17 protein-coding genes are annotated in these 20607 nt (G+C 61.8%); 10 read left to right on the top strand and 7 right to left on the bottom strand.

The genetic code is table 11. The features are described from left to right. Positions 1-124: 124 nt before the first annotated feature. The 6 genes from NN484_RS19510 (at position 125) to NN484_RS19535 (ending at position 7352) form a co-directional block, all read left to right on the top strand. Positions 125-733, top strand: coding sequence for a YqiA/YcfP family alpha/beta fold hydrolase (locus tag NN484_RS19510; RefSeq protein WP_215501306.1), 609 nt, complete (start codon positions 125-127; stop codon positions 731-733). Between the two features lie 41 nt (positions 734-774). Continuing rightward, positions 775-2682 (top strand): DNA topoisomerase IV subunit B, encoded by a 1908-nt coding sequence (gene parE, locus NN484_RS19515; protein ID WP_003221068.1) that lies wholly within the window; start codon positions 775-777, stop codon positions 2680-2682. Further along, positions 2682-3671: an esterase-like activity of phytase family protein gene (locus NN484_RS19520; protein ID WP_274657688.1), complete on the top strand. Its 990-nt coding sequence runs from the start codon at positions 2682-2684 to the stop codon at positions 3669-3671. The genes parE and NN484_RS19520 overlap by 1 nt, the downstream gene beginning before the upstream one ends. Then, positions 3668-4192, top strand: a complete 525-nt coding sequence (locus NN484_RS19525; RefSeq protein WP_274657689.1) for a retropepsin-like aspartic protease family protein — start codon at positions 3668-3670, stop codon at positions 4190-4192. Before NN484_RS19520 ends, NN484_RS19525 begins: the two co-directional genes overlap by 4 nt. A gap of 7 nt (positions 4193-4199) precedes the next feature. Next, the gene (gene parC, locus NN484_RS19530) at positions 4200-6464 is read left to right on the top strand and encodes a DNA topoisomerase IV subunit A (protein WP_215501309.1); all 2265 of its coding nucleotides are present in this window, start codon (positions 4200-4202) and stop codon (positions 6462-6464) included. 177 nt (positions 6465-6641) lie between these two features. Beyond that, positions 6642-7352, top strand: coding sequence for a PqiC family protein (locus tag NN484_RS19535; RefSeq protein ID WP_127648995.1), 711 nt, complete (start codon positions 6642-6644; stop codon positions 7350-7352). A gap of 276 nt (positions 7353-7628) precedes the next feature. Here NN484_RS19535 and NN484_RS19540 read toward each other — a convergent pair whose 3' ends face one another. After that, positions 7629-9146: an AhpA/YtjB family protein gene (locus NN484_RS19540; RefSeq protein ID WP_127648996.1), complete on the bottom strand. Its 1518-nt coding sequence runs from the start codon at positions 9144-9146 to the stop codon at positions 7629-7631. Between the two features lie 134 nt (positions 9147-9280). Here NN484_RS19540 and serB point away from each other — a divergent pair, with 134 nt between their 5' ends. Beyond that, positions 9281-10495 carry a phosphoserine phosphatase SerB gene (gene serB, locus NN484_RS19545; protein WP_007967407.1) on the top strand — a complete coding sequence of 405 codons (1215 nt, stop codon included), beginning with the start codon at positions 9281-9283 and terminating at the stop codon, positions 10493-10495. 90 nt (positions 10496-10585) lie between these two features. Here serB and NN484_RS19550 read toward each other — a convergent pair whose 3' ends face one another. The 4 genes from NN484_RS19550 to NN484_RS19565 all read right to left on the bottom strand — a co-directional run bounded on the left by NN484_RS19550 (position 10586) and on the right by NN484_RS19565 (position 15789). Then, positions 10586-12340, bottom strand: a complete 1755-nt coding sequence (locus NN484_RS19550) for a molecular chaperone (RefSeq protein ID WP_274657690.1) — start codon at positions 12338-12340, stop codon at positions 10586-10588. Between the two features lie 174 nt (positions 12341-12514). Further along, positions 12515-13375: an archaetidylserine decarboxylase gene (asd, locus tag NN484_RS19555; RefSeq protein WP_127648999.1), complete on the bottom strand. Its 861-nt coding sequence runs from the start codon at positions 13373-13375 to the stop codon at positions 12515-12517. After that, positions 13375-14208, bottom strand: a complete 834-nt coding sequence (gene rhdA, locus NN484_RS19560) for a thiosulfate sulfurtransferase (RefSeq protein WP_274657691.1) — start codon at positions 14206-14208, stop codon at positions 13375-13377. The genes asd and rhdA overlap by 1 nt, the downstream gene beginning before the upstream one ends. A gap of 42 nt (positions 14209-14250) precedes the next feature. After that, a complete protein-coding gene (locus NN484_RS19565; protein WP_274657692.1) occupies positions 14251-15789 on the bottom strand; it encodes an HDOD domain-containing protein in 1539 nt (512 codons plus the stop codon). Positions 15790-15955: 166 nt separating this feature from the next. Between NN484_RS19565 and motA the strand changes: the two genes are divergently transcribed. From motA to NN484_RS19580, 3 genes are all read left to right on the top strand, one after another. After that, on the top strand, positions 15956-16807 hold the full coding sequence (gene motA / locus NN484_RS19570; protein ID WP_007952169.1) for a flagellar motor stator protein MotA: 852 nt from the start codon (positions 15956-15958) through the stop codon (positions 16805-16807). 3 nt (positions 16808-16810) lie between these two features. Beyond that, on the top strand, positions 16811-17887 hold the full coding sequence (gene motB, locus NN484_RS19575; RefSeq protein ID WP_215501313.1) for a flagellar motor protein MotB: 1077 nt from the start codon (positions 16811-16813) through the stop codon (positions 17885-17887). A 90-nt stretch (positions 17888-17977) separates the two neighbouring features. Beyond that, the gene (locus tag NN484_RS19580) at positions 17978-19111 is read left to right on the top strand and encodes a sterol desaturase family protein (RefSeq protein ID WP_215501314.1); all 1134 of its coding nucleotides are present in this window, start codon (positions 17978-17980) and stop codon (positions 19109-19111) included. A gap of 49 nt (positions 19112-19160) precedes the next feature. Here NN484_RS19580 and NN484_RS19585 read toward each other — a convergent pair whose 3' ends face one another. Both NN484_RS19585 and NN484_RS19590 read right to left on the bottom strand, forming a co-directional pair. Next, positions 19161-19646: a toll/interleukin-1 receptor domain-containing protein gene (locus NN484_RS19585; protein WP_215501315.1), complete on the bottom strand. Its 486-nt coding sequence runs from the start codon at positions 19644-19646 to the stop codon at positions 19161-19163. After that, positions 19646-20605 (bottom strand): caspase family protein, encoded by a 960-nt coding sequence (locus NN484_RS19590; protein ID WP_274657693.1) that lies wholly within the window; start codon positions 20603-20605, stop codon positions 19646-19648. The genes NN484_RS19585 and NN484_RS19590 overlap by 1 nt, the downstream gene beginning before the upstream one ends. Positions 20606-20607 lie beyond the last annotated feature (2 nt).

The raw sequence follows: 20607 nt of genomic DNA on the forward strand, positions 1-20607 counted from the left end.
AGGCGGTAGCGGGGGCCGTGAGGGCAGCATTGCATCGGACGGTCATGCATATCATTTGTATGGCCCATACCGCCCTGACTCCCTGTAAACTCCGCTATCTTTCGCCGACACCCAGGGAGCTCAAATGTCCGGTTCGATTCTCTATATCCACGGTTTCAACAGCGCACCGGCCTCGAAAAAGGCCTGTCAGCTGGTCGAGGTGATGGAACGGCTGGGTTTGAGCGATCAATTGCGGGTCCCGGCGCTGCATCACCACCCGCGTGAAGCCATCGGTCAGTTGGAGCAGGCGATTGCCGAGCTGGGCCGGCCGTTGCTGGTGGGAAGCTCACTCGGCGGCTACTATGCGACTCACTTGGCCGAGCGCCATGGCTTGAAAGCCCTGTTGGTCAACCCGGCGGTCAGTCCGCACCGGATGTTCGACGGATACCTGGGCACGCAGAAAAACCTGTATACCGATGAGACCTGGGAACTGACCCACGACCATGTGACGGCCCTGGCCGAGCTGGAAGTGCCGGCCCCCGTGGATGCGCAGCGTTATCAGGTGTGGTTGCAGACCGGCGATGAAACACTGGATTATCGCCTCGCCCAGCAGTATTACCGGGCCTGTGCCTTGCGCATTCAGGCCGGTGGCGACCATGGTTTTCAGGGTTTTGCCGGGCAATTGCCGGCGTTGCTGAGTTTTGCCGGCATTGGCGCCGATTTGTATCAGGCAATCGATTTCACCGCACTGTGATGTCTTGCCCCTTTTTCATGAATCACTGACGACGAGACCCTATGGCCACTCCCAGCGCTAGCTCTTATAACGCCGACGCCATCGAAGTCCTCTCGGGCCTCGACCCGGTGCGCAAACGCCCCGGCATGTACACCGACACCAGTCGGCCGAACCACCTCGCCCAGGAAGTCATCGACAACAGCGTCGACGAAGCCCTGGCTGGCCACGCCAAATCGGTACAGGTGATCCTGCACGCCGATCACTCGCTGGAAGTCAGCGACGACGGTCGCGGCATGCCGGTCGACATTCACCCGGAAGAGGGTGTGTCGGGTGTCGAGCTGATCCTCACCAAGCTGCATGCGGGCGGCAAGTTTTCCAACAAGAACTACCAGTTCTCCGGCGGTCTGCACGGGGTGGGTATTTCCGTGGTCAACGCCTTGTCGACCGAAGTCCGGGTACGGGTAAAACGTGACGGCAACGAATACCAGATGACCTTCGCCGATGGCTTCAAGGCCACCGAGCTGGAAATCGTCGGCACCGTCGGCAAGCGCAACACCGGCACCAGCGTGTACTTCGCGCCGGACCCGAAATACTTCGACTCACCAAAATTCTCCATCAGCCGCCTCAAGCACGTGCTCAAGGCCAAGGCTGTGCTGTGCCCGGGGCTGCTGGTCAGCTTCGAAGACAAAGGCACCGGCGAGAAAGTCGAGTGGCATTACGAAGACGGCCTGCGCTCCTACCTGGTGGACGCGGTCAGCGAATTCGAACGCCTGCCGGACGAACCATTCTGCGGCAGCCTGGCCGGTAATAAAGAAGCGGTCGACTGGGCGCTGCTGTGGCTGCCGGAAGGCGGCGACGCGGTGCAGGAAAGCTACGTCAACCTGATCCCGACGGCGCAGGGTGGTACCCACGTCAACGGTCTGCGTCAGGGCCTGCTCGATGCGATGCGCGAGTTCTGCGAATTCCGCAGCTTGCTGCCACGCGGCGTGAAGCTGGCGCCGGAAGACGTCTGGGAACGCATCGCTTTCGTGCTGTCGATGAAGATGCAGGAACCGCAATTCTCCGGCCAGACCAAAGAGCGTCTGTCGTCCCGTGAAGCGGCAGCGTTCGTCTCCGGTGTGGTCAAGGACGCCTTCAGCCTGTGGCTCAACGCCAACCCGGAAACCGGTCTGGCGCTGGCGGAACTGGCGATCAACAACGCCGGCCGTCGTCTGAAGGCGAGCAAAAAGGTCGAGCGCAAGCGCGTCACCCAAGGTCCGGCGCTGCCGGGCAAGCTGGCTGACTGTGCCGGGCAGGACCCGATGCGTTCCGAGCTGTTTCTGGTCGAAGGTGATTCCGCCGGTGGTTCCGCCAAGCAAGCGCGCGACAAGGAATTCCAGGCGATCCTGCCGTTGCGCGGCAAGATCCTCAACACCTGGGAAGTCGACGGCAGCGAAGTGCTGGCGAGCCAGGAAGTGCACAACATCGCCGTGGCCATCGGTGTCGATCCGGGCGCCGCGGACATGAGCCAGCTGCGCTACGGCAAGATCTGCATCCTCGCCGACGCCGACTCCGACGGTCTGCACATCGCCACGCTGCTGTGTGCGCTGTTCGTTCAGCACTTCCGCCCGCTGGTGGATGCCGGTCACGTCTACGTCGCCATGCCGCCGCTGTATCGCATCGACCTCGGCAAAGAGATCTACTACGCCCTCGACGAAGCCGAGCGCGACGGGATTCTCGACCGTCTGGTGGCCGAAAAGAAACGCGGCAAGCCACAGGTCACGCGATTCAAAGGTCTGGGTGAAATGAACCCGCCGCAGCTGCGTGAAACCACCATGGACCCGAACACCCGGCGTCTGGTGCAACTGACGCTGGGCGACGACTTTGCCGAAACTTCGGAAATGATGGACATGCTGCTGGCGAAGAAACGCGCCGGTGACCGCAAGACGTGGCTCGAATCCAAGGGCAACCTGGCCGAGGTGCTGGCCTGATGCGGTTTGGCGTCGCCCTGGCGTGTGCGTTGCTGCTGGGTTCGATGACGGTGGCGGCCGAGCCGGTGCCCGAGTTGAAGCTGCTCTCCGAGCACCCGGTCGACGGCATGCGCGGCGGCAACCTCTCCGGGCTGGCGGTGTGCGGCAAGGATCTGTGGACGGTTTCCGACCGTGACGACGACCAGATCTACCGGCTCAATACCGCCGATCAGGTCTGGCAGACCGAAACCGTGCACATCGACGTGCCGAAGGCGCCCGACAGCGGTTTGCCCTGGGGCCTGAGTTCGCGGACCTGGGCGGCGTCGTTCATCCGTGGCGGCGATCTGGACTTTGAAGGCATCACCTGCGACAGCGCCGGTAACCGCTACATCGTCAGCGAAGCCCATGCAGCGGTGCTGCAGGTGTCGCCCGAGGGGGCCGCGTCGTGGCTGAAAATCTCGCCGATGCTGGTGCGTGAAGCCCGGGCCAGTGGCATGTTGCTGCACTTCAATGCGTTGTTCGAAGGCTTGGCGATCAACTCGGCAGGCGATGAAATGTGGCTGGCCGCCGAGCGTGAACGCCGTGGCCTGCTGAAGATCAAGCGCCAGCAGACGGTCTGGGATTGCGACGGCGGCTGCGTGCTGCTCAGCGAAGCCGGGGTCGAGATGCAGCCGCCGCAGTTTCCCAAGGCCCGCGCCGTCACCCGTGACTTCGCCGACCTGTCGCTGTTCAACGGCAAACTGTTCACCCTTGAGCGCAATGCCTTCAGAGTCTGTCGTCGCGATGCGGTGACGGCCAAGGTCGAGCGCTGCTGGTCGTTCGCAGAAGAAGCCTTGCAGCCACAGCGCCTTTACTCCCAGGCCTACGGTCTGGCGGAAGCGCTGGTGGTAGATGCCGACGGCGCGTGGATCGGTCTGGACAACAACGATGGCGTGCGCGCCGATGGCGAGAAGCGCCCGATCGTCTGGCGCTTCGCCGCACCTGAAGGTGGCTGGAGCGCCAGGCCGTGAGTCAGCAACCGCCGGGCAAGCGCGCCGGTCGGGTTTTCATGATTCTGGCCTGGTGCGCAGCGCTGTTTCTGGCGACGCGGTTTTTCGGCCAGTGGGAAGCGCGCCAGCAGAATCCGAACGTGGTGGTCACGTCCGAGCAGCATGGCGGCGTGATCGAAGTGAAGCTGGCCGGCAACGCCCAAGGGCATTTTGTCGCCAGCGGCCAGATCAACGGTGAGCCGGTGGAGTTCATGCTCGACACCGGTGCCACCGATGTGGCGATCCCGGCGGATCTGGCCAAGCGGTTGAAACTGGAAGAAGGTTTCGGTGTGACCCTGAGCACGGCCAACGGCCTGAGCAAGGGCTACCGGACCAAAATCGACCGCCTGCAACTGGGCGACATCGTGCTGCGCGACGTCCGCGCGCTGGTGGCGCCGGGGCTGCATGGCGATCAGGTGCTGCTCGGCATGAGCGCCCTGAACAAACTTGAATTTACCCAGCGCGGTGGCACCATGCTGCTGCGCCAGACAACGAACCGATGAGGCCCGCATGAGCGACATCCTTGCAGACAGCTTAGACGGCGTAGAACGCCGATCGCTGGCTGACTTCACCGAAAATGCCTACCTCAACTACTCCATGTACGTGATCATGGACCGTGCTCTGCCGCATATCGGCGACGGCCTGAAACCGGTACAGCGGCGCATCATTTATGCGATGAGCGAGCTGGGGCTGGACGCCGATTCCAAGCACAAGAAATCGGCGCGTACCGTCGGTGACGTGCTCGGCAAGTTCCACCCGCACGGCGACTCGGCGTGCTACGAAGCGATGGTGCTGATGGCCCAGCCATTCAGCTATCGCTACACGCTGGTCGACGGCCAGGGCAACTGGGGTGCGCCGGACGATCCGAAGTCCTTCGCCGCCATGCGTTACACCGAAGCACGCCTGTCGCGCTATTCCGAAGTGCTGCTCAGCGAACTGGGCCAGGGCACGGCTGATTGGGGGCCGAACTTCGACGGTACCCTGCAGGAACCGCTGGTGTTGCCCGCACGTTTGCCGAACATCCTGCTCAATGGCACCACCGGCATCGCCGTGGGCATGGCCACCGACGTGCCGCCGCACAACCTGCGTGAAGTCGCCACCGCCTGCGTACGTCTGCTCGATGAGCCGAAAGCCACGGTCGAGCAGCTCTGCGAGCATATTCAAGGCCCGGACTATCCGACCGAAGCGGAAATCATCACCCCGCGCGCCGACCTGCTGAAAATGTACGAAACCGGCAAGGGCTCGGTGCGCATGCGCGCCGTGTACCACGTCGAGGACGGCGACATCATCGTCACCGCGCTGCCGCACCAGGTCTCCGGGGCCAAGGTGCTGGAGCAGATCGCCGCGCTGATGCAGGCCAAACCGTCGAAAGCCCCGCAGATCGCTGACCTGCGTGACGAATCCGACCACGAAAACCCGTGCCGCATTGTGATCATTCCGGTCAACAGCCGCGTCGATCACGAAGCGCTGATGCAGCACCTGTTCGCCAGCACCGAGCTGGAGTCGACCTACCGGGTCAACGTCAACATCATCGGTCTGGACGGCAAGCCGCAACTGAAAAACCTGCGTGCGTTGCTGGTCGAATGGCTGGAATTCCGCGTGTTGACCGTGCGTCGCCGCCTGCAATTCCGCCTCGACAAGGTCGAGCGTCGCCTGCACCTGTTGGACGGTTTGCTGATCGCCTACCTCAACCTGGATGAAGTGATCCACATCATCCGTACCGAGGAACACCCGAAAGCCAAGCTGATCGAGCGTTTCGCCCTCAGCGAGATCCAGGCCGACTACATCCTCGACACCCGTCTGCGTCAATTGGCGCGACTGGAAGAGATGAAGCTGCGCGACGAGCAGGACGAACTGCTCAAGGAACAAGCCAAGCTGCAAGCCCTGCTGGGCAGCGAAGCCAAGCTGAAGAAGCTGGTGCGCACCGAGTTGCTGAAAGATGCTGAAACCTACGGCGATGACCGTCGCTCGCCAATCGTCGAGCGTGCTGAAGCCAAGGCGCTGACCGAACACGATCTGCTGCCGAACGAGAAAGTCACCGTCGTCCTGTCCGAGAAAGGCTGGATCCGCTCGGCCAAGGGCCACGATATCGACGCCACCGGCCTGTCGTACAAGGCCGGCGACGGCTTCAAGACCTCGGCGGCGGGGCGCTCCAACCAGTTTGCGGTGTTTATCGATTCCACCGGCCGCAGCTACTCGGTGGCCGCGCACACCTTGCCGTCGGCCCGGGGCCAGGGCGAGCCGTTGACCGGCCGTCTGACGCCACCGCCTGGCGCCACGTTCGAATGCGTGCTGATGCCCGAAGACGATGCGCTGTATGTGATCGCCTCCGACGCCGGTTACGGTTTCGTGGTGAAAGGTGAAGATCTGCAAGCCAAGAACAAGGCCGGCAAGGCGCTGTTGAGCCTGCCGAACAACGCCAAAGTCATCGCGCCGCGGCCTGTGGCCGATCGTGAGCAGAACTGGCTGGCCTCGGTCACGACCGAAGGTCGCCTGCTGATCTTCAAGATCAGCGATCTGCCACAATTGGGTAAGGGCAAGGGCAACAAGATCATCGGAATCTCCGGTGAGCGCGTGGCCAGTCGCGAAGAATATGTCACGGACATCGCCGTGCTTCCGGAAGGCGCCACCTTGGTGCTGCAGGCCGGAAAACGGACCCTGTCGCTGAAGGCCGACGACCTCGAACACTACAAAGGTGAACGTGGCCGTCGTGGCAATAAGCTGCCTAGGGGCTTCCAGAGGGTGGATGCGCTGCTCGTCGAAAACCTCAATTAGGCGTCCTAGAGAGCTCGATCTACGATTTAACGCGTAGATCGACGCTTTGGCGCTGGAGTCGGAACGCATATTCACGGATGATATGGCCTTTCCAAGCGCCGGCGTGGCCGAGCGTTCTTCATATTTATTGAGTATTTTCACTGTGGTCAGCCTTGTGGCGGCCACCTGGACGGGATGATGACTTCTCTGCGCCCCCTTATTTTCCTGCTCGCCGGCGTTTTGGGCCTGGCGGGTTGCAGCGTTCACCAGCCGGTGTCGCTGTATCAGCTGGACAGCGGAAGTCCGGCTCAGCCTGCGCAAAGCACAGGCATGGCGGTTTTGTTGGGCCCGGTAGTCATCGCTGATTACCTGCAACGTGAAACCCTGCTGCAACGTCAACCGGACGGCAGCCTGCAAGCCTCGACCGACGGTCGCTGGGCGGGCAGCCTTTCGTCGGATATCGATCAATTGCTGATGCGTCAGGTTGCCGGTCATCTCGACAGCCAGCGCGTGGTATTGGCGCCGGCCACCCTGGGGTTTACCCCGGATGTGCAGGTCTTGCTGACCATCACGCGTCTGGACTCGGGTGAGAAACAACCGGCGATCCTCGATGCGCAATGGCGCCTGATCGACCGCCGTGGTCAGGTGCGCGATAACCGCATCGTTCATCTGCAAGAGCTGCACGCCGGCACCACGGCTTCGCAGGTTCAGGCGCAAGGCATTCTGCTGCAGCGTCTGGCCGAGCAGTTGTCGGTGGCGCTCAAGCCGTTGGCCAACCAGCCTCCGGTGGCCGAAGCACCGCGTAAAGCGGCGCCAAAACCGGCAGCGCCGGCGGCGGGAGCCGAGAAGCAGCCAAAGATTCCGATGGCATCGCCGATTCGCACCGACATGGAAGTGTTCCGCTTCTAAGACCGAGTCGAGTCAAACCAGAGCCCGCCTTGTGCGGGCTTTGTTGTGTCTGGGGGTTGGAGATCTTTGCCGTCGGCGCGGGCCTCTTCGCGAGCAAGCTCGCTCCCACGGGTATTGCAGGTGTTCACAAGATCTGTGGCAGCCATCGTCCACTGTGGGAGCGAGCTTGCTCGCGAAAGAGCCGGTACAGGCAACAAAAAAGCCCGCAGACAATCGCTTGTCTGCGGGCTCATGTTTAGCCGCGAAAAGATCGCAGCCTCCGGCAGCTCCTACAGCTTACGCCCGGCGCTCATGCATCCGCGCCAGTTGCCGCTCGAGCATCGATGGATACGGCTCCATCAAGCGCTCCACACAGCAGGCGCCTTCAGGGCTGGCGATCGGGCGGATCCGGGCACGCTGGCGAATCAGCGAGTCGTCACCGATCTTGCGCTCGACCAGCAGCAGATTGCGGCTGTGCTGGGACAGGGCCAGGGCATCCTGGGCTGAATCGGTCAGCAGCAGGTCGATCTGGCTCAGACCGAACAGCTCATCGCCCAGGGTCAGGCCTAACTGCAATTGCAGGGTGATGCCGCTGTCGGCGACTTCGATCTGCAACTGATGACCCAGCGCCCGCAGCAACTCGCCGCAGCAGATGGCGTTGGTCAGGTAGTCGTCACCGCTGTCTTCGGTGTGGAACAGCATCAGCGTGCTACCGTCGTTCAGGGTTTCGATTTCGCCCTGATACAGCGAAGCGGCCTGGTCGAGGCAATCGCGATAGCGTTCCAGCAACTCTTCCAGTCGGGCACGCGGCAGGCGACGCAGTTGTTCTTGCGAGCCCAGTTGCACCGCCAGCACCGCGCTGTGCTGTGGCACGCTTGGCGTGGCCTGGCGCGCGACCGGCGCAGCGGCTTCGGTCAGCGATTCGTCGCGCAGGTCGGCAAACGGGTCCTCGTCGTCGTCATCGTCTTCAACGGTGCTGACCACATGGCGTGGCGCCGGTTTCTGCGCAGCCATCGGGCGGGTTTCGTCAAAGCTCGGGTCACGCAGATTGCGCACTTCGAACTCCGGCTCATCCTCTTCCTCGAACTCGGGTTCCGGCTCGGGCTCGGGTTTTGGCGCGGGCTCCGGAGCGAAGTTGGCGTGCAGCTGACGCGCCAGATCGCCGATCTCGTCCTGACGGTCGGTGCCGGGGGTGTATTCGTCGATGTTGCGCAGCCATACACGCAATTGCAGCAGCGGCGTGGACAAATAGCGGCCCATGCGCAGGCTCAAGGCCAGCGACAATGCCAACAGGATCGCACTGAGAATGCCCATGCTCTGCAGGCTGATGGTCATCGGCTGCTGGAACTGATCCATGTCCAGGCTGATGCGCAGTTGCCCGGCCGTCACGTCCTGGAAGGTGATCTTGCTCTCGTACATGCCCTCGGCTTCGCCCAACAGGCTGTGCTTGGGACGCTGACCGGATTCGGCGAGGATGCGGTTGTCCACGCTATAGATGGCCGCGTGGGCCACCAGTTTGTTCTTGGTCAGGTTGTTGAGCAGCACGTTGAGGCTGAGGATGTCGTTGGACACCAACAGCTCAGTGGCGGAAGTAGCGGTCTGCGTGGTCAGGCTTTCGCCCAGCGCATCGGCCTGCTCGTGCATGGCCTGCTTGAACTGCAAGCCCATTACCCCGGCATAGATCACCAGGGCCAGAGCGACCAGGATCACGTTATGGCTGGCAATGCGCAATGCAATCGGTACACGGCGGTGGCGCAGTGCACGGAAGATCAGCAGGAAGAAGTTATCGGTTTTAACTGGCGTGGGCCGGTTCACTGAGCTCGGCTCTTTTGTCCGTGAAGTTGACGCGCAGTATAGCGACAGGCCCTAGACCGGCAAAGCGCTCGCGGTGCCCGATGGTCACTGAAAGTGGGTAGAATGCGGTTTTTTTCCAGTTGCGGGGGTGCGCGTTGCGCGAAATCGTCCTGATTAACATCACGGGAGTCGACCGTCCGGGTCTGACTGCGGCCATTACCGGCGTTCTGGCCCAGGGTGGTGTGAACATCCTCGACATCGGTCAGGCGGTGATCCACGACACCCTGTCGTTCGGCATCCTGGTCGAGATTCCCGACTCCGAGCAAGGCAAAGCCGTGCTCAAGGACATCCTGTTCAAGGGCTACGAGCTCGACCAGCAGGTGCGCTTCACCCCGGTGTCCGAAGAGGATTACCAGCAATGGGTGGGCAATCAAGGCAAGAAACGCCACATCGTCACCCTGTTGACCCGCAAAGTGACCGCCGGCCAATTGCAGGCCGTCAGCTCGATCACCGCCAAATATGGCCTGAACATCGACCATATCGACCGTCTGTCGGGTCGCATGCCGCTGGACACGCCGGCGGACAAGGGCAAGGGCTGCATCGAGTTCTCCGTGCGGGGCGAAGCGGCTGATCCGCAGGCCCTGCGCGCCGAATTCCTCAGCGTCGCGCAGGAACTGAACGTCGACATCGCCTTCCAGGAAGACTCGCTGTTCCGCCGCAACCGGCGTCTGGCGGTGTTCGACATGGACTCGACGCTGATCGAAGCCGAAGTCATCGATGAACTGGCCAAGGCGGCCGGTGTGGGCGAGCAAGTTTCGGCCATTACCGAGCGGGCGATGGCCGGCGAACTGGATTTCCGTGCCAGCTTCAAGGAGCGTCTGGCGCTGCTCAAGGGCCTGGACGTCAGCGTACTGGACTCGATCGGCGCCTCGCTGCGCCTGACCGAAGGCGCGGAAACCCTGTTCGCTGAACTCAAGCGTCTGGGTTACAAGACCGCGATCCTGTCCGGCGGCTTCACTTACTTCGCCAAGCAGTTGCAGGCCAAGCTCGGCATCGACTACGTGTTCGCCAACGAACTGGAAGTGGTCGATGGCAAGTGCACCGGTGTGGCGATCGAGCCGATTGTCGATGCCCAGCGCAAGGCGGATCTGCTGAAAGAGCTGGCGCACAAGGAAGGCTTGCGTCTGGAGCAGACCATCGCCGTCGGCGACGGCGCGAATGACCTGCCGATGCTGGCGATTGCCGGTCTGGGTGTGGCCTTCCGCGCCAAGCCGCTGGTCAAGCAGTCGGCCAAGCAGGCGATCTCGACCCTGGGTCTGGATGGTGTGCTGTATCTGCTGGGCTTCCGCGATCGTGACGGGCAGTTGTAATTAAAGATCAAGAGATCGCAGCCTGCGGCAGCTCCTACACAGGAATATGCATTTCCCTGTAGGAGCTGCCGCAGGCTGCGATCTTTTGTATCAAAGCGACTTCCACAACGAATCGAAATCCTCTTCGCTCCCGCCATTCTGCGCGGCCTCCAGCGAGCGATAGGCAAACTGATTGAAACTGTGCGTGCTCGACACCCGTCGATCCAGACCGGCGCGGTGTTCTTCGCCGTGGGTGTTGATCAGCACTTTATTGCCTTCCTGAAATGGCAGGCGCGGGGCGAGCAAGGTTGCGGGCAAGTCGATGGCGCTCACCTCGGGCAATAACAGGCCGCGCAAATAGTGGCTGTGCTCGTCCCGCGAGCGCACCAGTTGCAAGCCGCAGGGCTCGGCGTGCGGCGCCACCAGTTCAATGCCCATTTGCGGTCCGCTGCCGCGTACCTGACGAATCCAGCGGACCACCGCAATGCTCCAGCCCTGATTCGAGCTGTCCTGAATCCCGACCATCTCCCCGGCCTGCAACTCGGCGGGCACTTCGCTCGGCCATCCCAGGCAATAACCGCCGGGGCTGTGGTTGATCACCGGCAACGTATAGGTCGGGTAGTGCGGCGTGTGGTCGGTTGTGCTTTCGTCTTCGCCGATATGGTCGTACTGGATTTCTTCGTAGGGCAGAAACTCATCGGCCTTGCTTTGCGGGGCCGCGTCGAAGGCCTGGCTCCAACTGTCCTTTTCGCCCTTGACCACGGCGCTGCTGAAGTTCGCCGCGCGGGCGCCGGGATGCTTGAGCAGTTCGCTGAAGGTTCGCTCGCCGGCCAGATAGAAGTGCAGGGCGCTCATGCCCACGCATACGGTGAGGTTGCCTTGGCCGGCGGTGCGCTGAAAACTGCGCTCGGCGGCCTGGCCCCAACTGGCGTGCACATGTTGCAGGGTGTCGAGGCTCAGTCCTGTCGGAACGGGGAGTGGCGTCGACGTATCCTGATGCAGTAAATGCGCTTCGATGACATTGACCAGCGGCTGTGGATTGAAGCCGAGCAGTGCGCCCTGTTGTTCTTTACGAAACATGCTGCGGTAGCGCGGGCCGGTGTCCAGTTCGGCGCTGATGGCGAACAGGCCGTCGTTCGGGCTGCCGGGATGCAGCTTGAGCAGGGCGCTCCACGGCTCCAGCACTTCGGCCAGCCGGGCGATCTGGTTCTGCCGCAGTTGGTTGCAACGGGCGCTGCCCAGCAGCAGGGCGGCAATGTAGGTCTGCTCCAGGCTCAGTTCTGTGATCAGGCTCGCCAGATCGTCATGCACCCGGCGCTGTTGCAGCTGCAATTCGCAGGCGCAGCGATACAACTGATGCAGCTCGAACCACAGCTGTTCCGGTGCCGGGCTATACAGCTGCGAGGCCCGCAGCAGTTGCCCCTTGAGCGCATGCGCGGCCCGCTGCAGGGCCTGACTGAGCAGCGCCGCTCGATCCTTGTGGTACTTGGGTGCGATGCGCAGAATGATCTGTTTGTAGCCGATGGCCAGCTGACTTTGCAGGGCCTGACAGAGGTTGCTGATCTTGCGCGAACGGTCGTCGAGCATGATCGCCTGATGCAGGAAGTGTCGCTCCAGATGCTGGCAGACGAAATACACCTCGGGGCGCAGCAACTCCAGCAGTTGCAGGCGATTGTCGCTGGGGGTGAGCAGCTGATTGAGTTCGCCCAGGCCTTGGTACAACTGGCGGGCGGTTTCGCCGATGTTGGCCTTGGGCAGGCCGGCGATCCAGCGCTTGAGGTCGCGCGGGGTGGCTTCGCAGAACGACAGGCGCGACTGCGTTGGAGTCGGGGCGCTTAGCGGCGGTGAGGAGATGGTCTGGCTCATGCCAAAAACCATAGCAGCAAAAATCGGGGTCTGTCGCAACGGCGAACCTGTAGGAGCTGCCGCAGGCTGCGATCTTTTGATTTTTTTTACAAACCAAGATCAAAAGATCGCAGCCTGCGGCAGCTCCTACAGGGATATCGACAATCAGGGGAGTCCGAGGCGGTCGATCGGGAATCAGGCTGTTGGCAGTGCCAGGCCCTGGCCCATCTGCACGGGTGAACCGGCGACCAGTTCTTCAGCCCATTTCACCTGATCCGGCCCGAACAGCACGATCGCGGTCGAACCCAGCTTGAAGCGCCCCAGTTCGGCGCCTTTTTCCAGATGAATCGGCGCACGGGCAGCTTCGTCGTAGCGGAAGGTTTTCAGTTCGCGCTTCGGTGGCGTGACCAGCCCGGCCCACACGGTTTCGATCGAGGCGACGATCATCGCGCCGACCAGCACCACGGCCATCGGCCCGCGCTCGGTGTCGAAGATGCAGGCCACACGCTCGTTGCGGGCGAACAGCTCCGGGACGTTTTCCGCGGTGGTCTGGTTGACCGAGAAGATCCGGCCCGGGATGTAGACCATCTCGCGCAGGGTGCCGGCCAGCGGCATGTGCACGCGGTGGTAATCCTTCGGCGACAGGTAAATGGTGGCGAAGTCGCCGCCCATGAACGGCGCGGCATTCGCCGCGTCACCGCCGAGCAGCTCGAGCACGCTGAAGCTGTGGCCCTTGGCCTGGAACACCCGCCCGTGTTCGATCGGGCCGAGCTGGCTGACCGCACCATCCGCCGGGCTGAGGATCGCGCCCGGGGTTTCGTCCAGTGGACGTGCGCCGTCTTTCAGGGCGCGGGTGAAGAAAGCGTTGAAGTGCTCGTAGGCAGTCAGGTCTTCGACCAGCGCTTGCGACATGTCCACCTGATAGCGCTTGGCGAACCATTGGGTGAAGGCATTCTTGAACCAGCGCACGCGGCACTCGGCAACGCAGCCGGCCAGACGCGACAGCAGGTGATGAGGCAGCAGGTACTGGCTGAGGATAAACAGACGCTCTTTCATTAGTTGTCCTTAGAACCTTGAATCTCGACAGGCGTGTCAGGGTGGTTGCCCCATTCGCCCCAGGAACCGGCGTAGCCCTTGACCCGCGGATAACCGAGGGACTTGGCCACCAGATAAGTGAAGCCCGACCGGTGATGGGTCTGGCAGTGGGTAATGATTTCTTTGTCTTTGGTGATCCCGAGGTCTTCGAGGATCTGCGGCATGTCGGTGCGAATGCGCAGCTGACGCGCCTTGTCCATGCCGGCGGTCCACTCGAAGTTGACCGCGCCCGGAATGTGTCCGCCTTTGGCGGCGAGCACCTTCTCGCCGGAGTATTCCAGCGGCCCACGGGCATCCCAGATCGCCAGATCGGCGGCGCCGAGACGGCTTTGCAGGTATTCGCGCGTGGCGGTCGGTTCTTCGTGCAGGGTCAGCGCCACCGGGCCGCCCACCGCCGGCGGAACCTGGATCGACATTGGCATGCCCGCTGCCAGCCACGCTGGCAGGCCGCCGTCGACGTAGTGGTACTTGTCGTGATCGATCACGTCGAGCAGCCAGATGAAACGCCCGGCCCAGCCGCCGCCCTCGTCATCGTAGACCACGTAGACCGCGTCCTGACGATGCCCCAGCTCACCGAACAGGGCTTCCAGATCGGCCTTGGCCGGCAACAATCCCGGCGCCGGCGGCTGGCCGAGCTGGGTGCGCTTCGGATCGACAAAACGTGCGCCGGGAAGGTGACCTTCGGCATAACGGGCAGGGCTGGTCAGATCCACCAGAATCAGTTCAGGGGAATCGAGGCGCGGGAGCAGGTCGCTCGGCTCGATGACGAGCGGCAAGCCAGAGAAGTCAGACATGTGAGGTCTCCAGAGCACAAAGGGGGGGATTGTAGCGCAGCCTCATCGGCCACGGCTGCTAAAGCTGTGCAGGGCTTTTTCGATGCACTGTGCGGTTTTGCCGAAAGCCTGCACGGTGATGTCGGCAAATGGCCCGCCGCCCTGGTCGGCCACGACGATCATGATCACCCGGCCGTTATTGACCAGCGAACGCAGGAACAGATGATCGCCGCGAAACAGCGAACGCAGGCCCGACGGCAATAACGCGGAGAATTGTGCGTTGTTCTCGGGGGTGATCCGCACCTGTGCCTGCTGTGCGAGCAACCGTTGCAGGACTTTGCTCTGACTGACGACAAAGTTCAGCGCGGCGGCTTCTTTCGGCAGGCCAAAAGTCTGGTGCACGCGCAGATTGGACTGCGTGCGATCGGCCATCAGAATCATCACCCGACGCATGCCGCTGGCGACCAGGGCATCGCGGGCGGCAACGGTCAGGCTCATGGCGTTGGTGAATCGGCTCGGCTCGGCCAGCAGTTCAGCGCACTGACGGCGCCATTGAGTCAGATCCTCGGCACTCGGCGCGGCCGCCGGGAGCATTCCGGCGGGCAGGCGATGGGTGCCCCACGGCCACAATAATGAAACGGCCGGGTGCCACAGATCGGGCATGGCATGCTGGCGCGCACTGTTGGCGGCCTGCTGGTGCAACTGCTGCTGCACCTCGTCCATCGAAATCTGCAGATAAAGGCTGGTCAGGTACTGCCAGCGTTCGCTGTGCGGACTGTCCCAGGCCTGTTGCGCCGATAGCGCCAGACCGTTGGCCAGCAGCACGGTATTGGCCGGCTGATTGAGCCAGCGGCGCAAGGTCGGATCGTCGTCAAGGCGATTCTGCTGGCGCAGCGGATGTTCGCTGTCGCGGGCGATGCGCAGCACTTTCACCAGTTCGCGCTGTTCGCTGAGCAGCAACTTATAGCCTTGCTGCACCCAGATCGGCAGGTGCCAGATTTGCACCAGTGCCTGGGCGATCTTCAGCAGACGTACGCCAAACAATTGCTTCTCGACCACCGGGGCCGATTCGCCCTTGTGGATAACCCGCAACTCCCACTCTTCGAGCAGCTCGGGATACGTCAGCGCCAGCGGCCATAACGGCGAGAGAAACAACAGGCTGCCCCAATGAATGTCCTGCCACAGTCGCGCCAGGCGACTGGCGAAAAAACCGTTGGCCTGTTGCGTGGCGTGCTGGCTGATCATTTGCAGTTGGCGCAGGGCCTTGGGGATCTGCATCTGCGGCTCGACGGGCAAACGGGCGAGCAATTCTTCGGTGCGCGCCAGGCCCAGACGGTTGATCGCCACCTCGAGATTTTCCGCCGGTGCGGCCATGGTGCCATGGGTGTGACGATTGGCCTCACGGATGACGCTCAAGGCCAGTGCCGGGCTGTCCTGCATCAGGTCGGCGATGTCGCGCAGCGAGCTGCGGTTGTCACGAATCGCGCGGCACACTTTGTCGTGAGCCTCTTGCGGCACGGGCAGGCGCACGCCATCGAGCAACTTTACCCAGCCATCGAGGGTGGTCGGTTTTGCATGTGGGACGTTCGTTTCATTAGCCATGTCTGGACGAGATCTTCACTGACTGTAGACGCGCCCGGCATGGGCTAAATTGGCTTTTCGCCTGAACTGGCTATAGTCTGGCGCAGTTTTGCCGATAAGTAGAAGAAGAGATTTTTTAACTTCCGAATATGACCTTGAACCCGACTTAAATAAGTACTTTCTACCTATGGCTAAAATTATCGGCATCATCGTCGTATTCGCGAGCGTGCTCGGCGGATACGTGCTCTCCCACGGCAAAATTGCCGCCCTGATCCAGCCCTTCGAGGTGATGATCATCGGTGGTGCGGCCCTCGGTGCATTCCTGCAGGCCAACCCCGGTTACATGACGATGCACGTGCTCAAGAAGTCCCTGAGCATGTTCAGTTCGCGTTTCAGCCACACGTTCTATCTGGAAGTGCTGGGCCTGATCTACGAGATCCTCAACAAGAGCCGCCGCGAAGGCATGATGGCCATCGAAGGCGACATCGAAGACGCCGCCGCGAGCCCAATCTTCGCCAAGTACCCGGCCGTGCTCAAAGACGAACGCATGACCGCGTTCATCTGCGATTACCTGCGCATCATGTCCTCCGGCAACATGGCGCCGCATGAGCTGGAAGGCCTGTTCGACATGGAACTCTATAGCCTCAAGGAAGACCTCGAGCACCCGTCCCACGCGGTGAACGGCATCGCCGACGCCATGCCCGGTTTCGGTATCGTCGCGGCGGTACTGGGTATCGTGGTGACCATGGCCTCGCTGGGTGAAGGTGATCAGAAATCCATCGGCCTGCACGTCGGTGCGGCATTGGTCGGTACCTTCTTCGGTATTCTCGCGGCCTACGGCTTCTTCGGTCCGTTGGCCCACTCCCTGGCCCACGATGCCAAGGAAGAGCTGAACGTTTACGAGGCCATCAAGGCTTCGCTGGTGGCTTCGGCTTCCGGCATGCCGCCATCGCTGGCCGTGGAGTTCGGGCGCAAGGTTCTGTACCCGGCGCACCGTCCAAGCTTTGCCGAGCTGGAACAAGCCGTTCGCGGTCGTTAAGCCATGGAAAATAATCAGCCGATAATCATCAAGCGCGTCAAGCGCATAGCCGGCGGGCATCACGGCGGGGCGTGGAAAATTGCCTTCGCCGACTTCGCCACGGCGATGATGGCGTTCTTCCTGGTGCTGTGGCTGCTGTCCACGGCAACGCCGGAGCAGAAGATCGCCATCGCCGGCTACTTCAAGGACCCGGTCGGCTTCTCCGAAAGCGGCACGCCGTACATCATCGATCTGGGCGGCACGCCGACCCTCGCGCCGGAAAACACCCTCAACCCCGAGGTGAAGTCGCAGCCGCAACCGGACAAGGTTACGGTCGACACCGAGCAGGTCGAAGGCATGGCCGAACAGGTCGAGAAAGAACGCCTGGAGCTGTTGCTGCAAGAACTGCAGAACAAGGTCGACGAGAACCCGCAGTTGCAGAAGTTCAAGGATCAGATTCTGTTCGAGATCACCCCGAACGGCTTGCGCATTCAGATCATGGACGCCGAAAACCGGCCGATGTTCGACTCGGGCTCGGCACGTCTGAAGCCGTACTTCGAAGACATCCTGCTGGCGATGGCTGACACCATCAAAGCGGTGCCGAACAAGATCAGCATCAGCGGCCACACCGATGCCAAGCCGTACACCGGCACCGGCGATTTCGGTAACTGGGAGCTCTCGGCCAACCGTGCCAACGCCGCCCGGCGTGCGCTGGTGGCGGGCAGCTATCCGGACGGGCAAGTGGCGCGCGTGGTGGGTTATGCCTCGTCGGCGCTGTTCGACAAGGAAAACCCGTTCAACCCGGTCAACCGCCGCATCGACATCGTGGTGTTGACCAAGAAAGCCCAGGCGGCCATTGAAGGTTCGCAAGGTGCTGATCCGGCCAAGCCTGCGGTGGAAGGTGAGAATGGTGCTGCCCCGGCAACGCCGGTCGATCCGAACGCGCTGCCGGCGGATCAGCAACCGGTGCCTGCGCACGAACTGCGCGAACGCTTGAACCTGTTCGACGACGCGCCACCCAAACCGGCCACGCCGGCAAGTGCGCCGCCGGCACCCACAGCACCACCGGCCACTGCACCGGCTGTCGCGCCGAAGCAGTAACCGACAAAAAGCCACGGTCACCGTGGCTTTTTGGTTTCTGCCTGCGTCGCAATGAGCAGTCGCAGTTATCGCAATCACGGAAGATCAGTTATGGAAAGACTCAAAGCCTATTTTCAACGGCACGGGAACGCACCCTTCAAATTTGGTGAGGGGCGGGTCAGTGGCTATATTTCAGCCACCCTCGGGCTGTTGAGCCTGCTGGCGGTGCTCTGCTTCCTGTTTCCTGAATGGCTGACCACCGCCGAACTGCGCAAGGTCTATGACGAGCAGTTCGCGCGCACCACGCTGTTGCTCGGGCTGGTGCTGTCGTTCAGCCTCGGCACCCTGAACATCCTGCTCAACAAGCGCAAGCGCCTGGGGATTACCGGGCTGGTCGCATCGGGGCTGGCGGTGTTCCTCGGCGGCACCAACGTGCAAGTCAGCGAAATCGGGCAGACCCCGTACTCGCTGGGACTGGACTGGTTCGTCCTGGCGCTGCTGGTGTCGGCGATCGTGTTTATTCCGCTGGAAAAACTCTATTCCAAGGATCCCGAGCAAAACATCCTGCGCCCGCACTGGCGCACCGACCTGACCTATTTTTTCGTCAGCCACATGCTGGTGCAGTTCATCCTGATTTTCATCACCGCCTCGTCGGGTTACATCGCCGGCTGGGCGGTATCGCCGGGGTTGCAGGCCAGCGTCCAAAGTCTGCCGCTGGTGGTGCAGTTCCTGCTCGCGGTGCTGGTGGCGGATCTCGGCCAGTATTGGCTGCATCGTCTCTATCATGTGGTGCCATTTCTGTGGCGCATCCACGCGGTGCATCACTCCAGCACCCACATGGACTGGCTTGCCGGTTCGCGCGTGCACTTCATCGAAATCCTGCTGACCCGCACCGGCGTTCTGGTGCCGCTGATGCTGCTGGGGTTCGCGCCTCAGGCGTTGAATGCCTACGTGATTCTGGTCGGCGTCCAGGCCGTGCTGGCCCATGCCAATGTACGCATCAACGGCGGCTGGCTGAACTACCTGATCGTCCTGCCGCGTTATCACCACTGGCACCATGCCCGGCACAAGGACTACATCTACAAGAACTACGCGATTCACACGCCGTTGGTGGACATGCTGTTCGGCACGTTCAAGCTGCCGCCAAAAGAGTGGCCGGTGCGTTATGGCGTGTTTGGCAAGGAGCTGCCGGGCGGGATCGTGCGTCAGCATCTGTATGCGTTTCAGAAGCCCGAGCCGAAGTAGGGCAGCTGGACACAAAAAGCCCCGAATGTTCGGGGCTTTTTTGTGCGCGTCAGAAGCCGCGTCGAATGCGGTTTTTCAATTGATCGTGGAACAACTCGGCATCGCGTTTGTACGTGCCCTTGATGGTCTCGTTGATCGAATCCAGTGTCATCGAGCGTTTGTTCGACACCTCTTCACGATAGGCATCGATGAAGAAATTCAGATCACTGGCCGTGCTCAGCTTCGGCCACTTGTCCAGATAAGCCGGCAATTGCGTGGGCCCGGTCTTGAACGAGCAGATCCGCCGATTACTGATCGTCGCCTCGCCGATTTCGAACGGCACCCACCACGACAATGCGGTTTTCTCCGACACCACCGCCAGCAGGTGCGTGCATTCGGTGATGTTGCGTGTGATGACCCCGGTGATGTCGTCGGTGGTCTGCGATTCCGGGTCGAGCACGTCGAGGTAGGTCTTGATGTTGGCCTGCATCAATTGGCTATTAATGGCCATGGCCTGTGGACGATCCATGTGGCGGTAGCTGATGAATACGGGCATCAGAAGTGTCCTTTTATGGCGAGTTCGCGGTAGTAGGCGCCGAGGGCGGTAAGTCGGCAGCCGGTGGAGTTTATGGCGGCGTAGTACATGTGCTCGGCGTCCACGGGTTCAATCAGGCTGTGGCGATTGCACTTTTGCAGTTGGGCGAAGACTTCGCCGTGCTCGGGGAGGAACGTCGCTTCGGTGGGTTCGTAGCTGGGATCAAGGTCGAATGTCGACTCGGCTTCGGCAAACCACTCCGGTAGTTTGCGCAGGATCTCCTTGGCGATCAGCGGCGAGACTTCGCGCAGGGAAATGAACTGCGAGACGTTGGTCTTGAACACCGGGCGCTGCTCCCAGACGTCGAGTGCGTTGTCGACAAAGGCATACAGGCTGCCGGGGGTGATCTTGCCGAGAATGTTCGCCGCGCCGCCGTGCAGGGCCTGCAGCAGCAAACCGGTGAAGACGCCGTGTTGCGCGCCTTCCATCGCCGGCTCTTCCTTTTTGCAGGCGGTCAGAATGGTCATGCCTTCGCCGACCACGCTGCTCTCGCTGCGCAGGGCGCGTACCTCGCCGGCCGCGCCGCTCTGGCAGCAGTCGAGGATGATCACTTTGTTTTTGATCTTCGTGGCTTTGGTGGCCCAGTTGAGAATGTCGCTGATGCGAATGCCGTCCTTGGTATTGCGATAGTCCTGCGGCAGCAGCATGCCTTCATCGTTGTCGGTGTCGAAGCCGCCATGTCCGGCGAAATACAGCAGCGCGACGTTGCAGTCGCCGGAGAACAGTTCGCGAATCTGGTCCTCGAGTTTTTCCCGGCTCAGGTAATCCTCGGCGGACGTCAGCACCACGTTCTTGAAGTTGGGATCGCCATTGGCGTCAGTCTTCAGCACCGAGGCCATGGCCATGGCGTCGTTGCTGCAACCGCTCAGGCGTGAAACATGGGCGTAGTCGTTGATCCCGATAAACAGTCCTTTGCGCATGG

Origin of the sequence: Pseudomonas serboccidentalis (assembly GCF_028830055.1) — a bacterium.
Classification (GTDB): domain Bacteria; phylum Pseudomonadota; class Gammaproteobacteria; order Pseudomonadales; family Pseudomonadaceae; genus Aquipseudomonas; species Aquipseudomonas serboccidentalis.

Coding starts and splice junctions, on each gene's coding strand:
- NN484_RS19510 (WP_215501306.1), top strand. CDS start 125: ATGTCCGGTTCGATTCTCTATATCCACGGTTTCAACAGCGCACCGGCC.
- parE (WP_003221068.1), top strand. CDS start 775: ATGGCCACTCCCAGCGCTAGCTCTTATAACGCCGACGCCATCGAAGTC.
- NN484_RS19520 (WP_274657688.1), top strand. CDS start 2,682: ATGCGGTTTGGCGTCGCCCTGGCGTGTGCGTTGCTGCTGGGTTCGATG.
- parC (WP_215501309.1), top strand. CDS start 4,200: ATGAGCGACATCCTTGCAGACAGCTTAGACGGCGTAGAACGCCGATCG.
- NN484_RS19535 (WP_127648995.1), top strand. CDS start 6,642: ATGACTTCTCTGCGCCCCCTTATTTTCCTGCTCGCCGGCGTTTTGGGC.
- NN484_RS19550 (WP_274657690.1), bottom strand. CDS start 12,340: ATGAGCCAGACCATCTCCTCACCGCCGCTAAGCGCCCCGACTCCAACG.
- asd (WP_127648999.1), bottom strand. CDS start 13,375: ATGAAAGAGCGTCTGTTTATCCTCAGCCAGTACCTGCTGCCTCATCAC.
- rhdA (WP_274657691.1), bottom strand. CDS start 14,208: ATGTCTGACTTCTCTGGCTTGCCGCTCGTCATCGAGCCGAGCGACCTG.
- NN484_RS19565 (WP_274657692.1), bottom strand. CDS start 15,789: ATGGCTAATGAAACGAACGTCCCACATGCAAAACCGACCACCCTCGAT.
- motA (WP_007952169.1), top strand. CDS start 15,956: ATGGCTAAAATTATCGGCATCATCGTCGTATTCGCGAGCGTGCTCGGC.
- motB (WP_215501313.1), top strand. CDS start 16,811: ATGGAAAATAATCAGCCGATAATCATCAAGCGCGTCAAGCGCATAGCC.
- NN484_RS19580 (WP_215501314.1), top strand. CDS start 17,978: ATGGAAAGACTCAAAGCCTATTTTCAACGGCACGGGAACGCACCCTTC.
- NN484_RS19585 (WP_215501315.1), bottom strand. CDS start 19,646: ATGCCCGTATTCATCAGCTACCGCCACATGGATCGTCCACAGGCCATG.
- NN484_RS19590 (WP_274657693.1), bottom strand. CDS start 20,605: ATGCGCAAAGGACTGTTTATCGGGATCAACGACTACGCCCATGTTTCA.